Origin of the sequence: Microcoleus sp. A2-C3 (assembly GCF_036706065.1) — a bacterium.
Classification (GTDB): Bacteria; Cyanobacteriota; Cyanobacteriia; order Cyanobacteriales; family Microcoleaceae; genus Microcoleus.
Genome location: NZ_JAUBVX010000007.1, coordinates 29,883 through 45,979 on the forward strand (window position 1 = coordinate 29,883; position 16,097 = coordinate 45,979).

Consider the following 16,097-nt stretch of genomic DNA (forward strand, 5'->3'; position numbering starts at 1 on the left):
GTAGCTTGATTTAATTTGTTGAATTGTAGGGCGGGCTTCGGCTTGCCCTATATTTTTTGAAACAATTTTGAGTTTTGAGTGGCTTGTTCAATCAAGGCAAGTGTAAAATATACAGTAAGCTCACCGAAAAAGGGAGATGACTGATATGGTACTAATTTCTACCCAAAAACTCACCTTTGAAGAATATCTGAACTATCAGGGAGAATCAGGTGTTTGTTATGAATTATATCGGGGTAATTTGATTGAAATGCCAACACCCACAGCTATACATATCAAAATCTGTGAATTTTTGGTTTACCAGTTCCGACGCTTCTTTGCAGCACATAACCTACCGCTAGTTGCAGTTGTCACTACCGCAGTCCGAACCGAGGAAAACTCTTCGCGCGTTCCTGATGTTGTGATTTGCACTCGGAGTCTGTGGGAACAAGTCTGCGCGCAACCAGGTGCGGCTGTGCTAGATTTTGAAGAAAAACCGCTGTTAGTTATCGAAGTTACCAGTCAAAATTGGCGGAACGACTATATCCGTAAACGGGCAGAATATGACTTAATTGATATTCTCGAATATTGGATTGTAGACCCCAATCTACTGAAAATACGAGTATGCAGCCGCCCCGAAAATGAAGGCAGTTATTCTCATCAGGAATTTTTGCCGGGACAGCAAGTTCAGTCTGTACAGTTCGCTGAATTTATTTTATCGGTGAATCAAGTGCTATATCCGCCCCTAGTAGAAGATTTAATTCGAGAAGAAGAAGCGCAGCGACAGCAGCTAGAACAGCAAGTCGAAAGACTAGCCCAACGACTCCGAGAAATGGGGGTAGATATCGATACAGAAGTTTGAATTGTCATACCAAGTTAGATCCCCGACTTCTTAAAGAAGTCGGGGATCTGTATATTGAGTTTAGTTAAATGACAAATTGCTTTATTATCATACAATGATTGTAGATTAGAGTTTCAACGGGTCAAAGTCGTGGCTTTCAAAATTGGTTTGCTAGGTTTGGGTACAGTTGGCGCGGGAACAGCAGAGATTTTGCTTTCCCCAGACGATCGCCATTCGCTGTTGCAGGAATTGGAAATCTATCGGGTGGGAGTGCGCGATATTTCTCGAACTCGGTCTTTACAATTGCCAGAAAATGTGCTGACAACTGACCTAGAGGCGATCGCCACTGACCCAGAAATTGATATTGTAGTAGAACTGATTGGCGGATTGGAACCGGCGCGATCGCTCATTCTGCAAGCGATCGCCAACGGGAAGCACGTAGTCACCGCCAACAAAGCAGTTATCGCCCGCTACGGTAGTGAAATCTTCGACGCTGCTAACGAAAAAGGCGTTTACGTGATGTTAGAAGCTGCTGTAGGCGGTGGCATTCCGGTCATTCAAACCCTCAAACAATCTTTAGGTGCAAACCGCATCAAAAGTGTGACGGGCATCGTTAACGGCACAACTAACTACATCCTGACGCGGATGCAGACAGAAGGTGCAGACTTTGCCGAAGTGCTCGCGGACGCTCAGCAATTAGGTTATGCTGAAGCTGACCCCACAGCAGATGTGGATGGATTAGATGCGGCTGATAAAATTGCTATTTTAGCCTCGCTAGCTTTTGGCGGACGCATCAAATTAGCCGATGTTCACTGCGAAGGTATCAGAAAAGTTAGTGCGGCGGATATTGACTATGCCGATAAGCTAGGATTTGTGATTAAGTTGTTGGCTATTGCTGAGGAAAAATCCCCAAGTTCCAAGCAAAATGGGGATGAAGAAGCGGAACTCCTCTCGATTCGAGTGCATCCTACTTTGGTGGCGAAGACTCATCCGCTGGCGAGTGTCAACGGTGTTTACAATGCAATTTTAATCGAGGGAGATGCGATCGGGCAATTGATGCTGTACGGGCGCGGTGCGGGGGCGGGGCCGACAGCTAGCGCGGTGGTATCGGATATTTTGAATGTGGCGGCAATCCTGAAAACCGAAACTGTGCCGATTCCCCATCCTTTGCTGAGTTGCACTCACCAACACTACTGCAAAATTGCTGAAATGCAGGAACTTGTGACTCGGTATTACGCCCGTTTTCTGACGCGCGACAATCCGGGGGTAATTGGTAAACTAGGGACTTGTTTTGGCCACCATCAAGTTAGTTTGGAGTCCATTGTGCAAACTGGAATTCACGGCAATTTAGCAGAAATTGTGGTGGTGACTCACGATGTGAAGGAAGGTAATTTTCAGCAAGCGCTGGCTGAAATTCGAGCGATGGAAGCTGTCGATAGTATTGCGAGCACTTTGCGAGTTTTGTAAGCATTCCACAAGGTTCGTAGTGAGGACTTTAGTCCGCATCAAAGAAAGGACTAAAGTCCTCACTACCAACCTTTTTGAGCGCGCAATTGAGGTTCGTAGTGAGGACTTTAGTCCGCATCCAAGAAAGGACTAAAGTCCTGACTACGAACCTTTTTGAGCGCGCAATTGAGGCTCGTAGTGAGGACTTTAGTCCGCATCAAAGAAAGGACTAAAGTCCTGACTACGAACCTTTTTAGATTGTTTTTAATTTAGTATGGATCAATACAATTGGATTTTGTCGATCGCCCTACAGGAAGGCACTTGCTAGATTCTATCTACGAAAAGTTTGCCAAACCCCAACTACACGATACTTTCAAGCCCAGCAATCCGTCAATTTACATTCGGCACGAATCTGGGCAAGTTGTTGATGGAAATTATACCATAGAAAAAGTCTTTGAAGACTCTGGTACTGGTTTTTATGCTGAAAGTCGTTTTCCCGTTTCTGGGAACAATCCGCCCGTGCTCGTGATTCGCGGCTACGGTTCTTGGTATCCTTTTGAGCGCGTTTTGGAAGATACGCCTGATGTATTTATGGCTAAAGTAGAACGCCAGTTAAAAGCGGCGGAAACTGCGGGCGCGGTTGATTGGATAAAGCAGCAATTTCACAACGGAAAGCCGCCGGATGTCATCGGAGAAAGTTTGGGCGGCAAAGTTGCTCAGCAAATTGCAGCAAAATACCCTAATTATCTGCGTTCTACTGTAAGTTTTAATTCTGTGGGTGTTTCGGAAAAGTTAGCTCAAACTTCCACCGCTAACAATGTTTTTCACTACTTTAGTTTAGGCGAAAGATATGCTTTTTGGGCAAATGAAGGCGATTACATACCGGGAACAATTTTTGTGATTTCCCAGAAAGGGGAAAACTGTTGTTATAAGCTAGAAGAGGCGATCGTCCGAAGGGCTCATTTTGAACGCAAGTTTCGCAAAAAACGAGTCCTGATCGTAATATTGGCTCAGTGGCTGTTGTTAAATCGGCATAATGCGATCGTCCTCAACAAGAAAAAGCCAGTAGTCGTTCAGATCGATCGCGCTCAATTGCAAATTTTCCGAAAAAGTCGCTTTGTTTAAATTCAGACCAAATTGCTTCAGGTAGCAGAGGGCTGATTTTCCCGCGCTGCGACGGCGAGTACCAGACAAAGGGCTGCGATCGCTTTTTCCCACTCTTCCTTAACAGCGGCGGGTTCAACCTCATCAAAAGCGCTAACTAAGCGAGGGATCGATCTTTCTAATGCTTTGCTGGGAATCGATTTGTGCAATTCAACTAAACGAGTTAAACTTTCTTGATTTTTCAGAAAACCCACTACCCATTTAGTAGTATGATCGGGACTGTCCGGGACATTTTGAATTCCTAGTTCTGTTTGCAACCAGTCGTAAAAAGGCGGGAGCTTTTTGGCTAAAACAGCTCCAGCAGTGGGCAAAGTTTCTTTGAGCAAAGCAGTATCGAGACTCCCCAATAGTTGATCTATTTCCGGTGATTCCAGCAAGCTGTTTAATGGGAGTGAAAGCATGGCTTCAGAAGCTTCAGGGGATAAATTCAAAGTCCGAGAAAAGGTTTGCAGCATGGGAAAGTATTTGGTATGGATGACTTTTTCACTATAACAATAACACGCCTCCATGAATATGAGCTACCTCATGTTAGCTGAATAGGTTCGTAGTGAGGACTTTAGTCCGCATCCAAACTGAGGACTAAAGTCCTCACTACGAACCTATATTTGAATATTCTAAACAAATGCTCCTTTAGCCACCATCACCACCTTACCTCCGACCAAAACTTCTATTTCTTCCTGATTTTTTTGAGCTTTCAGCAACAACAAAGAAGGTCTGCCAATCTCATAACCTTGTTCGACTCTCACATCAATCTTGGCTTCCCCGCAATAACCATATTCTACCAAATATCCAGCCAAACAGCCATTGGCACTGCCCGTCGCTGGATCTTCGGGAATTCCTAATGAAGGGGCGAAAACTCGGACGCTTAAATCATTAATGTCGCTGTAGGTTTCCGGGCAGAAAATTAAAATTTCTTTGGCTTCTGTGGTATCGATCAGTTCAAAATATTTGTCTAAGTTGACTTGAGCTTTTTTGAGCGCTGCGAGGTTTTTTAACGGTACAATGATAAACGGAACTCCGGTGGAAACTTCTTGAATCGGGAATTTTAAATCAATTTCATCGACTTCTAAATTCAGAACGCTGGCGATAGTTTCGGCTGATAAAACTTTACCGAATGTTGGCGGGTTTTGTCGCATCCATAAAATATCTGCGGATTGATTATGATAATTAAAGGTGACAGGAATTTGACCGACGGCTAGATTGAGAATTACCCGATCGACCTTTTCGCCAATTATCTCTTGCTGCAACACAAACGCAGTGCCCAACGTCGGATGACCGGCAAAGGGCAATTCCTTCTTGGGCGTGAATATCCGCACGTCGTAGCCGTTATTTTGCCGATCGGGCGATCGCACAAATGTAGTTTCCGAATAATTGATTTCCCTGGCTATCAGCAGCATTTCGGCCTCTGAGAGCTCGGCAACTCCAGCGCCGCAAAATACAGCTAGCTGATTTCCAGCATATTTTGACTCGGCAAACACATCTACTATATAAAAATTCATAATTAGGTTTGTGGTAAAATGGTAAGTCTTGGACGCACTCCGACTAAAGAAACCGGGTTTTTTAGGGCATCTGAGGGTTTCAATCAAGTATTTCGCAAAAAAAACTGGTTTCTGGGTCTCATGCGTTAAGTCCTTGATATTTTACATTAATCGCACCAGATAATTAGTATAAAATAGAGAGTAGGCCCAATGGAGTTTCTAAATGCCTGCTAAAGATGTTTTTCACGATACTGTCAAAACTGCTTTACAAAGAGACGGATGGATAGTTACCCGTGAAAACTTTCGAGTGCAAGTCGATGACGAAGGTTTAGCAATGTTTATTGATTTGACTGCTGAAAAATTAATCAGTGCAGAAAAAGCAGGTAGAAAAATAGCTGTAGAAGTCAAAAGCTTTCGAGATCGATCAGATTTCTACCAGTTTCATGCAGCCCTCGGTCAATTTCTCAACTGTCGATCGGCATTGAGAGATATTATGCCAGATTTGATTGTGTATTTAGCAGTTCCTTTAGAAACCTACGATGAATTATTTAGACTAAAATTCATTTAAGGACGTGTGGAAGAATACGATATCAAGCTAATTATTTTTCGTCCCGATTCGGAGGAAATTGTCTTGTGGAGAAATTAAACTATACTGAAGCGATCGAGAAAATTCTGAACAACTTCTCAGACATGGTGGTACGAGAAGGAACAGAAGTTAAAATTATTCGCGATCGGGAAAGCGGTCATTACTTGGTTATTCTCGCAGGCTGGAACGACCAATTAAGAGTATACGGTGTTTCAGTTCACATTGAACTCAAAGATGATAAAATCTGGATTCAGCAGGATAGGACAGATACAGGAATAGCTCAAGAATTAGTCGAATTCGGAGTACCAAAAACCGATATCGTACTTGCTTTCAAATCTGCTTTTACCAGAAAATTTACAGAATACGCCTTCAATTAAATTGGTGTTTTCTAGTTGCCAATATTTGCCTGGTAACGCAGATGCTTTGGCCGCACAAATGCCCAATGCCCCAATTCCCTATTTCAAACAGCGAATCGCCTGCAACATTCCCCTGGCTTTATTCAGAGTTTCTTCATACTCCAGATCCGGGTTAGAATCTGCCACCAAACCAGCACCAGCTTGCACAGAAACTGAATGTTTATTTCCATCTAAAGAACGAACAACCATAGTCCGAATGGCGATCGCACTATTCAACTGTCCCTCAAAATCATAATACCCGTAAACCCCAGAATAGGGGCCACGGCGGCAACCTTCCAACTCGTGCACAATTTCCATCGCCCGAATCTTCGGAGCACCGCTAACCGTACCCGCAGGAAAACCAGCTTTCAACAAATCCCAAGCTGTCTTACCCTCGGCCAATTCTCCCACCACATTGCTCACAATGTGCATCACATGAGAATAACGCTCAATTCCCATCAATTCATCAACTTTGACAGTACCGTTTTTGCAAACTCTGCCTAAATCATTCCTGCCCAAATCGACTAACATGACGTGTTCCGCAATTTCCTTCGGATCTTGCAACAATTCAGCAGCCAAAGCATCATCTTGTTCGGGAGTTTTCCCCCGGCGGCGCGTGCCGGCAATCGGCCGTAAAGTTGCCATCCTTTTACCGTCAGCAGTATTTTCTGCCTTCACCATAATCTCTGGACTAGAACCGATAATCTGCCAATCTCTGAAATTAAAATAAGCCATGTACGGAGAAGGATTAATCAATCGCAAAGAGCGGTAAAGTGCAAAAGGATCGCCGCTATATTCCGCCTCCAGCCGCTGCGAAATTACTACCTGAAAAATATCTCCTGCTGTGATATAATCCTTGGCTTTCAAGACATTTTCACAATACTTGTCGCGGGTGATATTGCTGGTGTAAGCTAATTCTGTATTTTCATTTGTGGAACCGACATCTTGCTCGTCCCTCGGCGGAGTCCATTCTATGAGAGTAGATTGCTGGGAAAGCGGCGATTTGAGCTTATTTACTAGCTGAGAAACGCGATCGCACGCTTTGCCGTAAGCATCGGCCAAATCAACGCCAACTTCGCGCAAATCCGCATAGGCTACGGCCCAAATCTTCCGCTTCACCTGGTCAAAAATCAGTAAATTATCAACCTGCATCCACAAACCATCCGGCAAATCATTCTCGCTGGCCGGATGCACGGGAACTCGCGGTTCTATCCACTTAATTAACTCGTAACCCCAAAAACCGAATAACCCGCCAATTCCCGGCGGTAATTGTGGCAATTTTACTGGTTTGTAAGGCTGCAAACACTCATTTAATGCTGCAAACGGATCGCCCGTAAATACTTTTTGCGAACCGTCGCGGTAAACTTGAGTTGTGCGATCGCCCCTAGCCTCCAAAATCCACAGCGGATCGCACCCTAACAAACTGTAACGCCCGACTTTTTCGCCACCTTCCACCGACTCCAGCAGAAAACTGTAGGGTTGACCGGCACAAACCCGATACCACGCAGACACTGGCGTATCCAAATCAGCAACCCATTCTTGATACACGGGTACAAAATTGCCTTGTTTCGCCAGTTCTGAAAATTGTGAGAAATCGGGAAATATCATAAAGAAGAAGGAAGAAGGAAGAAGGAAGAAGGAAGAAGGAAGAAGGAAGAAGGAAGAAGGAAGAAGGAAGAAGGAAGAAGGAAGAATGCCCTTCGGCTTCGCTCTTCGGGTGAAAAGAAGGAAGAAGAAGAAGGAAAGAGAAGAAAGAAGGAAAGAAGAAGAAAGAAGAAATACACACTAACCTTTTTATCCATACATATTGTATGTTTAATTAAGTGGATTTACTTGCAATCAATAAACAAAAGACGGAAACCAACATCCATCGGGCGATTGGTACTCGCCAACTGCCATCACCGCCATCGGTTTGACGGCGCGCAGCCCTTCTTTCAAGCACCAGCGAAACAAACTTGCGTACCTCAGCGGCAAGTGGAAAGCTAGCACATCTTCGGAACTGTACGCAGCAGCCCCCAAGAGCAAAACCTGCATATCTGCCTCTGTTTCGGCGACGCTGTGACCCAAAGCAGACACCGCACAAGTATAAGCCACAATCCGACCTTGCTGGTACGCCACTAAGGGAGAATAGTTATTCATGGCGTATTCTATCTCGGAAGTTCGATCGCACCCGCATACTTTTTCGCACAAAGCCTGACATTCGCCCACATCCTCACCAGTCAGGGGCCGCACCTCAAACCCATATTGCGGCTGGCTGCGAAACTTCCCCTCCATTAGCACGAAAGGTTCTTTCACTTCAAAACCCAGAGAAGCGTACAGCGACAGCGCAGCCATGTTGAAAGATTCTTGCACCAAACGGATGCCCTCCGCGTCTTTTCCCCGTTCCACCAAGGCTTTCATGATTTCTCGCCCTGCGCCGCGTCCTTGAAAAGCGCGATCGACACTGACGGGCCCGATACCGCGTATCGGGTTGCGTTCGTCCATAAAACCGCAGCCGACAACCGCACCATCACTCTCAGCTACGATGCCAAAAAAAACCGGACTTTCGATAAAAAGGCTAATAATCTCAGTTGACAATTCCTGCGTCGGAAAATCTGTGTTAGGGAAGCAATGGCGATCGGAAATATCTTTAAAAGCTTCATAATTAATGCGAGCGCAAACATCGATATCATTTGGTGTTGCTCGCCTGATTGCGACATTCATTTTATAATTAATGATTAAGTTTTAATTAGATTTGAAATTTGCAGCAGTGGGGCGCGGCCCGTTGCTGTCAGCTCAACCCTAAAATTATTGATAAATCTCGCTTTTATCCGAGTCTCGATGGGAGCATCTCCTGCATTAGAAAAAGCATTTTTTTATTATAATGCTGTCCTCGCTCGCGAGTAGAACCAAGCGAGCGAGGACAGCACTAAAAAGCAAAACTGAGACTAGCCTGTCTCGATCGCCCTCAATTACCAAAAAAATGGGTAGGAAAGAGAATACTCTTCCCCTTTTGTTTGGGGGGCCTGCGGGCGATCGGTCTAAACTGAGCTTTTGAGGCCTTATTACCTTTTCAAGCTCAGCGATTAGCTCAAAACCTAAACTTCGTAGGTTTTCTTACCGGTGAACTTCACCTTAATCGGATCGGGATTGCTGCCAATATTGCGGTCAATCTTACCGACGTAGGGACGACCTTCGTTCACCTTCTCAGGGAACACGCCATCCTTGGGATGCAGGTACTCATTAGAACCGTCGGGAAATACGCGGTAAACTTTGTAGTTCGTGATTTTGAATTTCGCCCGCAGTTGCTGGCCGCCCAAAGCGATGCACTGCTCCTTCCGGGGCAAATACAGCAAGTTGTCGCCTTGACGCATAATCGCAGCGCCACCTGTAGGCATTTCAAACACCTGCTCCTTGGGGCTAGTCCAAGTGATAGCATACTTCTCTTCAACTAGCGCCTTGGTCAGCAAGCCGCCGGTGCTGCCGCCGAAGATTGGGGGTTGTCCAGTCAGTTCTTCTGCCATAGATATATCCAAAGGATTTTACGGCATCCTATCATTCAGACTGCGCGCTGTTCTCAAAATTGTAAGGAAAGTTAACAGTTTGTGGGCGATCGATCTTTTCTGATCATTGCTAATTAGTATTTAATAATTGATATTTTGTAATTTTTGCAAAACTTAGAAAACATAATTATCAAATACAAATTTCGTAAAAAATAGCTCAATAAAAACGCAATGCTTCGGGTGTTTGTAGCGCACCCTAAGCATCGCACATTCCCCAAATTTACCCTCTACGGGCGATCGCACCATTTACCGCACCCAGCCTAAGTCAAGAACCAATTAGGGTCATAGCCGCGTGGAATTTGACTCAAAGCAGTCCAAGTTTCTCGATCGACAATCCCATCAACTTCAATGCCAAAGCTTTTTTGAAATGCGCGAACAGCCTCCTCCGTCTGAGTAGAAAACTCGCCGTCAATTTCGCCACGATAGTGCTGGGAAAGCCTAAGAACTTCCTGAACAGTAGTGACTGCTTCCCCAGAACTGCCGAATTTAAGTACCGGCATATTAACCGGAGATTGAGTATCAAGCGCCTGCCAAGTAAGCGGCCCGACAATACCGTCCGGCGGCAAGAAAACCCGAAACTGAAATAGTTTCAAAGCAAATTCAACTGCTTTATCAAAAATTCCTTTTGCAGGCGGCCGGTAAACGCGCAGCTCGGTTAGCAGTTGTTCTAGTTCCAACACGACTTGACATTGAGAACCTAATTGCAGTTGCGGCTTGTTGGCGATACCTTCTTAGGTAGAATTCATCTGAGTTTTCAGTGACATAATCGATTTTGTAACATCTAGCTTTGAGTGTTTTTTGTGTAAAAAAGTTTTTCCTGTCGAAACATTTGCATCCTCAAGTTTTGGCGAATCAACACTGGCGATGGCAGTATTTCAACAGATTCGATCGACTTTTAGAGTATCTATTAGCTGATTTGCCCAAAACTGCGGGGTCAATGAAGATGGGAATCGATCGCATCCGCGACATTATGCAATCTCTACGCAACTATTCCCGCACCGACACTCTGCACAAAAGAGCAGTTGACATCGGGGAGTCATTGGTCATGGGTCATTGGTCATTGGTGTCAAAAATTGCCTGAAAACCTTTGTATATCTCGCTGATAGCAGAGGCAAGATCCCCCTAAATCCCCCTTAAGAAGGGGGACTTTGAGTAGACTCTTATCCCCCGCTTATTAAGGGGGGTTAGGGGGGATCGACGCTTGGATACACACCAGAGATACAAAGGTTTTTAGGCGATTGTTGACACTAATAAATAATGCCGTTTCCTTGCGGAAATTATGGACACGGCAATGCCATTTCCCTAGATTCTAAACAATTGGAATAGTAAAGTGAAATTCGCTTCCTCGGTCTTTTCCTGGAGAATCTGCCCAAATTTTACCGCCCCAGCCTGCGACAATCTGCTTGCAAATTGCCAATCCCAAACCGGTACCGCCGGCGCTGCGCCGCAATGCTCCTTCTTCTTGATAAAATCGATCGAACACTACTTTTAAACTATTCGCCTCGATTCCCCGCCCGGTATCGGCTACGAGCACTTCCACCATCGCAGAACCGTTGCATTTGGCTCTGATGGTGACGCTTCCCTGCGGTGTGGTGAATTTGCAAGCGTTGTCTAGCAGTTTGGACAGCACCTCGACTAACCATTCGCCGTCTGCTTGCACTAATGGCAATTCTGCGGACACTTCGGCGATAATTTGTGGCAACTTGCGATCGAGTCCGCCGCGCGATCGCACGCTGCTGAGGGCCAAATCCACGCATTCTTGCAGCGTCAGCGATTCTACATTCCATTTAACTTGTCCGCTTTCTAGGTTAGAAAGAGTTAAAAAATCCTGGACAAGTTTACGCATTCGATCGGCATCTCCGAGGGCAGTTTCTAACATGATTGTTCGCAATTCTTGGGGCATATCTGGCTCGGAGTTCAAACTTTCCAGACATACTTGAATCGTCGATAGCGGAGTGCGGAGTTCGTGTCCGGTGATGGCTATGAGATTGCTGCGAGTACGGTCTAATGCTTCTAATTGTTGGTTGAGTTCTTCTAAATTAGCGTAGGTTTCTGCTTGAATTAAGGCTGCTCCGAGTTGGGTGGCGATCGCCTCTACTAAAGCAATTTCGTCTTCTTCCCAAGGCGAAGTCGATCGGCACTGGTGCATTTCCACCATGCCCAAAACCCGCCCATGATAAAGCACCGGCACCATCAACCAAGAGACTATCTGCCAATTTTTGACAATTTTGCCCAAAGATTTTGTATCGACAATCAGCGGGTCTTGTGCTGTGTCTTGGATGTAAACTCGCTCTTGCCGCGCTACCGCGTCGTTCCATATTGGATTTTCCTGCAACGGCCAAGTCTGATTTAAGAGAGAACTAGCACCAGGGCGCAAAAACTCGCGATCGATTTTGACCGACACATCTGCGGCTTTGCAGCGATAAATCAAACAACGGCTGGCTGACAGGGCTGTTCCCAGTTCTTGCACTGCGACTTCGACGATTTCTTGCGGGTTGAGAGACTGCCGCATTGCCGTTGTAATTAAGTTTATGAGGCGTTCTTTGCGTTCTTGGGCGGCGATCGCGCTGTATGCTTTCAGGAGTTTGTGCTGGCCTGATTGCAAGTAGGTTACTAAGCGTTTGGTAAAAGCGTCGCTCAATTTGGGATTGGGAACTCTTGAGTTTTTGGGCGCGCTTTTTTCTGGTTTGGCGGCTGGGGAAGTCGCGGATTTCCTGATTTTTTTGGTTTTGTTTCCCAGCTTGTAAGTTGTGCGCGCTCGATCGATCTTTTCGGTCAATTCGGGGCGATATTTGACAATTCGATCGAGCAACAATTCGGCAGCTTTGCAGCTTACCTCCCTGTCGAACGTCCAAACTCCCTCAAATCTGCGAGCTTGATCAATCAACAGCGGGCCGCGATCGTCCTGATTCTCGATCGGCACAATTTTTTCTTGACAAATCAGACAAGTTGAGTAGTGTTGCCCCAGCACCACTAAGTGCCACTCTTGACTTAATGCGTCCTCCGGTGCAAACGCCACAGTTTCGTGATGTTCGGAGGAATTTTTAAACTCAGTTTCCGGTACTGCTAGCACGTATACCTGAGAAGATAGAGCAGCAATTCGCCGATAGCGGTGAGCTTCCTGTAGGTAGAAGCGTTCTCGCTGAAAGCTAGCAATGACTAGCGGTTCGTCGTCGGAGCCAGCCAAAACCAAGTCTTCCATCGCGTGAGACAGCGCTGTCATGGAAGATTTGAAATAAATTTGTGCCCGCAGTGGGGGCAATGCTTGCAGAAGTTCTGCCAGTAGCGGAATTGGGACGATCATCTACCCTTAAGCGTGCATTTTTGCCGATGACAAAACTGGAGCGATCGACCGTAAGTTGAGATCGATCCCTTTCCAGTATCTCTCAAAAGTCGCTACAAATAGGCCGTTAGCGAGAAACTAACGGCCTATTATTTATTTCAGTAAGCGACTCTGAGTATAAATGCTGCGACTGCGATTAAATTAGCGTCGTTCGCCCCCTTCGTCGCTGCCGCCGGGAGATGATTTGTAGAGAGCATCTAATTGTTCGCGCGCGTCTTGCACAGTCAGCGAACGCATCACTAGCAGCGGCTCGTTGACAATATTGCCGTATTCGTCTAACAGTTCTGGATGGGGTACAGCTTGAGAGCGAGGATAGGATGCGGAGCCATGATTTGCCCTGAATTGTTGGGGGCGCTGGGACTCCATACCTACCGTGACGAGACTGCGGATTAAGTTACCGACAGCCAGAAAAGCCAGAACAGTGAAAGCTAAAATATAAAGCAGGTGTAACATGATATTTTCCTCCCGGCTAAACAGCCGCACAGCAGTTTACAAATGTGTTTCAGCAAGTAATAACTTATTAACTGGAAATTTGTTTGAACTTGTCAAGTCGGCTGCGACATTTCCTCTTGTTTGGGATTTAACAACAAGTTTAACTTGAACTCGCTTCCTTATTTTTCACGGGGAGCTGACTGCCATGAGCGAAAGCGAGCCGATACTTGCCAGCATTCGGCGAGCAATCTGTGCCACGGCATCAGTGCTGCGGTTTCAATTGCAACTTGACCTCCGGTTGCTTGAAATAGAGCTTTAGCAGCGCCTACTTCTTGCTGAGCCTGTTTGACTCGCGCCAGCAAGTCCGATTGATCCTCGCCGCTCAGAAAGGGAATTTCCTCAGTTTCTAAGAGAGTGGTCGATCGCTCGAACCAGTATCTAAAATCCTCTAACAGCGGTTCCAGTAGGGATTTGAGCAACTCTGATTCCGGCAAATTGGAATTAAGCATGAATAAAAATTGGGTTATCTACTTATTCTAACCTTAAACGTGCTTTACAATCTGTAACATATTATTAACAATAATTCAAGGATTTAAAAAAACTAGCAGGTGGGGGTGAATAAACTTAACCGTGCCAGGAGCAATTTTTGAGTCAAAATCCCAAAATTATGGGAAATATTGGCTCAGACAGCGTGTATATAGCTGAAGGCTCTGTTATACAGAAAACAACAAAAGCAACAGTTTCAAAATTAAGAAAGTCCACAGGTATCAACTTACGTCAAACGTAGTACAGGTATGCTGTCTGACGATTAGGCCGCAGATCCCCCCCTAGCCCCCCTTCTTAAGGCGGGAACCGGAAACGACGATCAAAGTCCCCCTTCTTAAGGGGGATTTAGGGGGATCTAGACTCAGCTAAAAGCGAGATTTTTGAAGTGTTCTAGCCTGAAGTTGACACCAATAGCCTCAGCCGGAAGTCGGCGGTTCCTGTCCCATTCTGAGTAAGATAGAAGCAACTACAACTCTCATTAATTGCTAAATTCAGCCGATGTCTAGCTCAGAATCAATGAACGCTCCAGAAGAGTCCGTTAAAATTCAGTTGCCCCGCACCAGCGAGTCGGAGCCACTAAAAAAAATTCGCCACACCACATCTCACGTTATGGCGATGGCGGTACAGAAGTTATTTCCCAAGGCTCAAGTGACAATTGGCCCTTGGATTGAAAACGGTTTCTATTACGATTTTGATTGCCCCGAACCTTTTACTGAAAAGGATCTCAAGGCAATTAAAAAAGAAATGATCAAAATCATTAACCGCAAATTGCCTGTAACTCGGGAAGAAGTCAGCCGCGAGGAAGCCCAACGCCGGATTAAGGAGATTAATGAACCTTACAAATTAGAAATTTTGGCAGGTTTGATTGAACCGATTACTCTTTACCATTTGGGTGACGAATGGTGGGATTTGTGCGCCGGGCCCCATTTGGATAATACCAGTGAATTGAATGGAAGGGCGATCGAGCTAGAAAGCCTAGCAGGAGCATACTGGCGCGGCGACGAAACCAAAGCCCAGCTACAGCGCATTTACGGCACAGCTTGGGAAACACCCGAACAGCTAGAAGCCTACAAACACCGCAAAGAAGAAGCCCTAAGACGAGATCACCGCAAATTAGGCAAAGAATTAGGCTTATTTATTTTTGCCGATGCGGTTGGCCCCGGTTTGCCTTTGTGGACACCGAAAGGCACGATTCTGAGAAGTATTTTAGAAGATTACTTGAAACAAGAACAAATCAAGCGCGGCTACTTGCAAGTTGTGACACCGCACATTGCCAGAGTTGATTTGTTCAAAATTTCGGGACACTGGCAGAAATACAAAGAAGATATGTTTCCGCTGATGGCTGAAGACGCAGAAGCGGCAGCAAATGAACAGGGTTTTGTGATGAAACCGATGAACTGCCCTTTTCACATTCAAATTTACAAAAGCGAGTTGCGATCCTATCGCGAATTGCCGATGCGCTTAGCCGAATTCGGCACAGTTTACCGCTACGAACAATCGGGAGAATTGGGTGGTTTAACCAGGGTGCGCGGCTTTACGGTGGATGATTCCCACTTGTTTGTCACGCCGGAACAGTTGGATGCTGAATTCTTGAGCGTGGTGGATTTGATTCTGTCAGTATTCAAGAGTTTGCAACTGAAGAATTTTAAGGCGCGTTTGAGTTTCCGCGATCCGAATAATTTAGAGAAATACATCGGTTCCGATGAAGCTTGGGAAAAGGCGCAAGGTGCAATCCGCCGCGCGGTGGAAACTTTGGGAATGAATTATTTTGAAGGAATTGGGGAAGCGGCTTTTTACGGGCCGAAACTCGATTTCATTTTCCAAGATGTGTTGGATAGAGAATGGCAATTAGGGACTGTTCAGGTAGATTACAATTTGCCAGAACGTTTTGATTTGGAATACGTTGCTGAAGATGGCACTCGCAAGCGTCCGGTAATGATTCACCGCGCTCCTTTCGGTTCTTTGGAGCGTTTGATAGGAATTTTGATCGAACAGTACGCGGGGGATTTCCCAATATGGTTAGCGCCGATTCAGGTGCGGTTGTTGCCTGTTAGCGAGGAGTTTTTGCCGTTTGCTAAGGAAGTGGAGGCGAGGATGAAGGCGCTGAATATTCGCGCGGAAGTTGAGAGTAGTGAGCGTTTGGGTAAGTTGATTCGCAATGCTGAGAAGGATAAAATTCCGGTGATGTGTGTTGTGGGTGCGAAGGAGGTTGAGGCGAATAGTTTGAATGTTCGGACTCGTGCTTCTGGGGAGTTGGGGGCGATTTCGGTTGATGAAGTTCTTGGGAGGTTGCAGGCTGCTATTAGTAGTTATGGCGATTTTTAGGGGAGTTTTTTAACCGCAGATGC

Annotated in this window: 17 protein-coding genes; 8 read left to right on the top strand and 9 right to left on the bottom strand. The window is 45.7% G+C overall.

The window, feature by feature from the left end:
- Positions 1–145: 145 nt before the first annotated feature.
- From QUB66_RS06075 to QUB66_RS06085, 3 genes are all read left to right on the top strand, one after another.
- A complete protein-coding gene (locus tag QUB66_RS06075) occupies positions 146–838 on the top strand; it encodes a Uma2 family endonuclease (protein ID WP_332966845.1) in 693 nt (230 codons plus the stop codon).
- Between the two features lie 129 nt (positions 839–967).
- Positions 968–2,284 (top strand): homoserine dehydrogenase, encoded by a 1,317-nt coding sequence (locus tag QUB66_RS06080; RefSeq protein WP_332966844.1) that lies wholly within the window; start codon positions 968–970, stop codon positions 2,282–2,284.
- A 267-nt stretch (positions 2,285–2,551) separates the two neighbouring features.
- Complete coding sequence (locus QUB66_RS06085) at positions 2,552–3,388, top strand: hypothetical protein (protein ID WP_332971213.1); 837 nt, start codon at positions 2,552–2,554, stop codon at positions 3,386–3,388.
- Positions 3,389–3,405: 17 nt separating this feature from the next.
- Here the strand turns inward: QUB66_RS06085 and QUB66_RS06090 are convergent, their stop codons facing one another.
- Both QUB66_RS06090 and QUB66_RS06095 read right to left on the bottom strand, forming a co-directional pair.
- Positions 3,406–3,882 carry a hypothetical protein gene (locus tag QUB66_RS06090; protein ID WP_265233510.1) on the bottom strand — a complete coding sequence of 159 codons (477 nt, stop codon included), beginning with the start codon at positions 3,880–3,882 and terminating at the stop codon, positions 3,406–3,408.
- Positions 3,883–4,041: 159 nt separating this feature from the next.
- The gene (locus QUB66_RS06095; RefSeq protein ID WP_332966842.1) at positions 4,042–4,926 is read right to left on the bottom strand and encodes a PhzF family phenazine biosynthesis protein; all 885 of its coding nucleotides are present in this window, start codon (positions 4,924–4,926) and stop codon (positions 4,042–4,044) included.
- 202 nt (positions 4,927–5,128) lie between these two features.
- Between QUB66_RS06095 and QUB66_RS06100 the strand changes: the two genes are divergently transcribed.
- Both QUB66_RS06100 and QUB66_RS06105 read left to right on the top strand, forming a co-directional pair.
- Positions 5,129–5,473 carry an element excision factor XisH family protein gene (locus QUB66_RS06100; protein WP_332966841.1) on the top strand — a complete coding sequence of 115 codons (345 nt, stop codon included), beginning with the start codon at positions 5,129–5,131 and terminating at the stop codon, positions 5,471–5,473.
- Between the two features lie 65 nt (positions 5,474–5,538).
- The gene (locus QUB66_RS06105) at positions 5,539–5,868 is read left to right on the top strand and encodes a XisI protein (RefSeq protein ID WP_332966840.1); all 330 of its coding nucleotides are present in this window, start codon (positions 5,539–5,541) and stop codon (positions 5,866–5,868) included.
- A gap of 78 nt (positions 5,869–5,946) precedes the next feature.
- On the opposite strand, the gene trpE is transcribed toward QUB66_RS06105, so the two are convergent.
- The gene (trpE, locus tag QUB66_RS06110; protein ID WP_332966839.1) at positions 5,947–7,494 is read right to left on the bottom strand and encodes an anthranilate synthase component I; all 1,548 of its coding nucleotides are present in this window, start codon (positions 7,492–7,494) and stop codon (positions 5,947–5,949) included.
- Here trpE and QUB66_RS06115 point away from each other — a divergent pair.
- Positions 7,445–7,675 carry a hypothetical protein gene (locus QUB66_RS06115; protein WP_332966838.1) on the top strand — a complete coding sequence of 77 codons (231 nt, stop codon included), beginning with the start codon at positions 7,445–7,447 and terminating at the stop codon, positions 7,673–7,675. The two genes, trpE and QUB66_RS06115, sit on opposite strands and share 50 nt — an antisense overlap.
- A 50-nt stretch (positions 7,676–7,725) precedes the next feature.
- Here QUB66_RS06115 and QUB66_RS06120 read toward each other — a convergent pair whose 3' ends face one another.
- From QUB66_RS06120 to QUB66_RS06130, 3 genes are all read right to left on the bottom strand, one after another.
- The gene (locus tag QUB66_RS06120; RefSeq protein WP_332966837.1) at positions 7,726–8,589 is read right to left on the bottom strand and encodes a GNAT family N-acetyltransferase; all 864 of its coding nucleotides are present in this window, start codon (positions 8,587–8,589) and stop codon (positions 7,726–7,728) included.
- Between the two features lie 374 nt (positions 8,590–8,963).
- Complete coding sequence (locus QUB66_RS06125; protein ID WP_265233506.1) at positions 8,964–9,389, bottom strand: photosystem I reaction center subunit II PsaD; 426 nt, start codon at positions 9,387–9,389, stop codon at positions 8,964–8,966.
- A 299-nt stretch (positions 9,390–9,688) separates the two neighbouring features.
- A complete protein-coding gene (locus QUB66_RS06130; RefSeq protein ID WP_265233505.1) occupies positions 9,689–10,108 on the bottom strand; it encodes a peptidoglycan-binding domain-containing protein in 420 nt (139 codons plus the stop codon).
- A gap of 107 nt (positions 10,109–10,215) precedes the next feature.
- Between QUB66_RS06130 and QUB66_RS06135 the strand changes: the two genes are divergently transcribed.
- The gene (locus tag QUB66_RS06135) at positions 10,216–10,509 is read left to right on the top strand and encodes a hypothetical protein (RefSeq protein ID WP_265233504.1); all 294 of its coding nucleotides are present in this window, start codon (positions 10,216–10,218) and stop codon (positions 10,507–10,509) included.
- A 228-nt stretch (positions 10,510–10,737) separates the two neighbouring features.
- Here QUB66_RS06135 and QUB66_RS06140 read toward each other — a convergent pair whose 3' ends face one another.
- The 3 genes from QUB66_RS06140 to QUB66_RS06150 all read right to left on the bottom strand — a co-directional run bounded on the left by QUB66_RS06140 (position 10,738) and on the right by QUB66_RS06150 (position 13,712).
- Complete coding sequence (locus QUB66_RS06140; RefSeq protein WP_332966835.1) at positions 10,738–12,732, bottom strand: DICT sensory domain-containing protein; 1,995 nt, start codon at positions 12,730–12,732, stop codon at positions 10,738–10,740.
- A gap of 180 nt (positions 12,733–12,912) precedes the next feature.
- Positions 12,913–13,224: a DUF2973 domain-containing protein gene (locus tag QUB66_RS06145; RefSeq protein ID WP_265233502.1), complete on the bottom strand. Its 312-nt coding sequence runs from the start codon at positions 13,222–13,224 to the stop codon at positions 12,913–12,915.
- 158 nt (positions 13,225–13,382) lie between these two features.
- On the bottom strand, positions 13,383–13,712 hold the full coding sequence (locus QUB66_RS06150) for a DUF2605 domain-containing protein (RefSeq protein WP_265233501.1): 330 nt from the start codon (positions 13,710–13,712) through the stop codon (positions 13,383–13,385).
- Between the two features lie 535 nt (positions 13,713–14,247).
- Between QUB66_RS06150 and thrS the strand changes: the two genes are divergently transcribed.
- Positions 14,248–16,074: a threonine--tRNA ligase gene (gene thrS / locus QUB66_RS06155; protein ID WP_332966834.1), complete on the top strand. Its 1,827-nt coding sequence runs from the start codon at positions 14,248–14,250 to the stop codon at positions 16,072–16,074.
- Positions 16,075–16,097: the final 23 nt, after the last annotated feature.

Bases quoted from the DNA above. Each gene is read 5' to 3' on its own strand.
- QUB66_RS06150 (WP_265233501.1), bottom strand. From the start codon at position 13,712: ATGCTTAATTCCAATTTGCCGGAATCAGAGTTGCTCAAATCCCTACTG.
- QUB66_RS06120 (WP_332966837.1), bottom strand. From the start codon at position 8,589: ATGAATGTCGCAATCAGGCGAGCAACACCAAATGATATCGATGTTTGC.
- thrS (WP_332966834.1), top strand. From the start codon at position 14,248: ATGTCTAGCTCAGAATCAATGAACGCTCCAGAAGAGTCCGTTAAAATT.
- trpE (WP_332966839.1), bottom strand. From the start codon at position 7,494: ATGATATTTCCCGATTTCTCACAATTTTCAGAACTGGCGAAACAAGGC.
- QUB66_RS06125 (WP_265233506.1), bottom strand. From the start codon at position 9,389: ATGGCAGAAGAACTGACTGGACAACCCCCAATCTTCGGCGGCAGCACC.
- QUB66_RS06095 (WP_332966842.1), bottom strand. From the start codon at position 4,926: ATGAATTTTTATATAGTAGATGTGTTTGCCGAGTCAAAATATGCTGGA.
- QUB66_RS06075 (WP_332966845.1), top strand. From the start codon at position 146: ATGGTACTAATTTCTACCCAAAAACTCACCTTTGAAGAATATCTGAAC.
- QUB66_RS06145 (WP_265233502.1), bottom strand. From the start codon at position 13,224: ATGTTACACCTGCTTTATATTTTAGCTTTCACTGTTCTGGCTTTTCTG.
- QUB66_RS06140 (WP_332966835.1), bottom strand. From the start codon at position 12,732: ATGATCGTCCCAATTCCGCTACTGGCAGAACTTCTGCAAGCATTGCCC.
- QUB66_RS06100 (WP_332966841.1), top strand. From the start codon at position 5,129: ATGCCTGCTAAAGATGTTTTTCACGATACTGTCAAAACTGCTTTACAA.
- QUB66_RS06090 (WP_265233510.1), bottom strand. From the start codon at position 3,882: ATGCTGCAAACCTTTTCTCGGACTTTGAATTTATCCCCTGAAGCTTCT.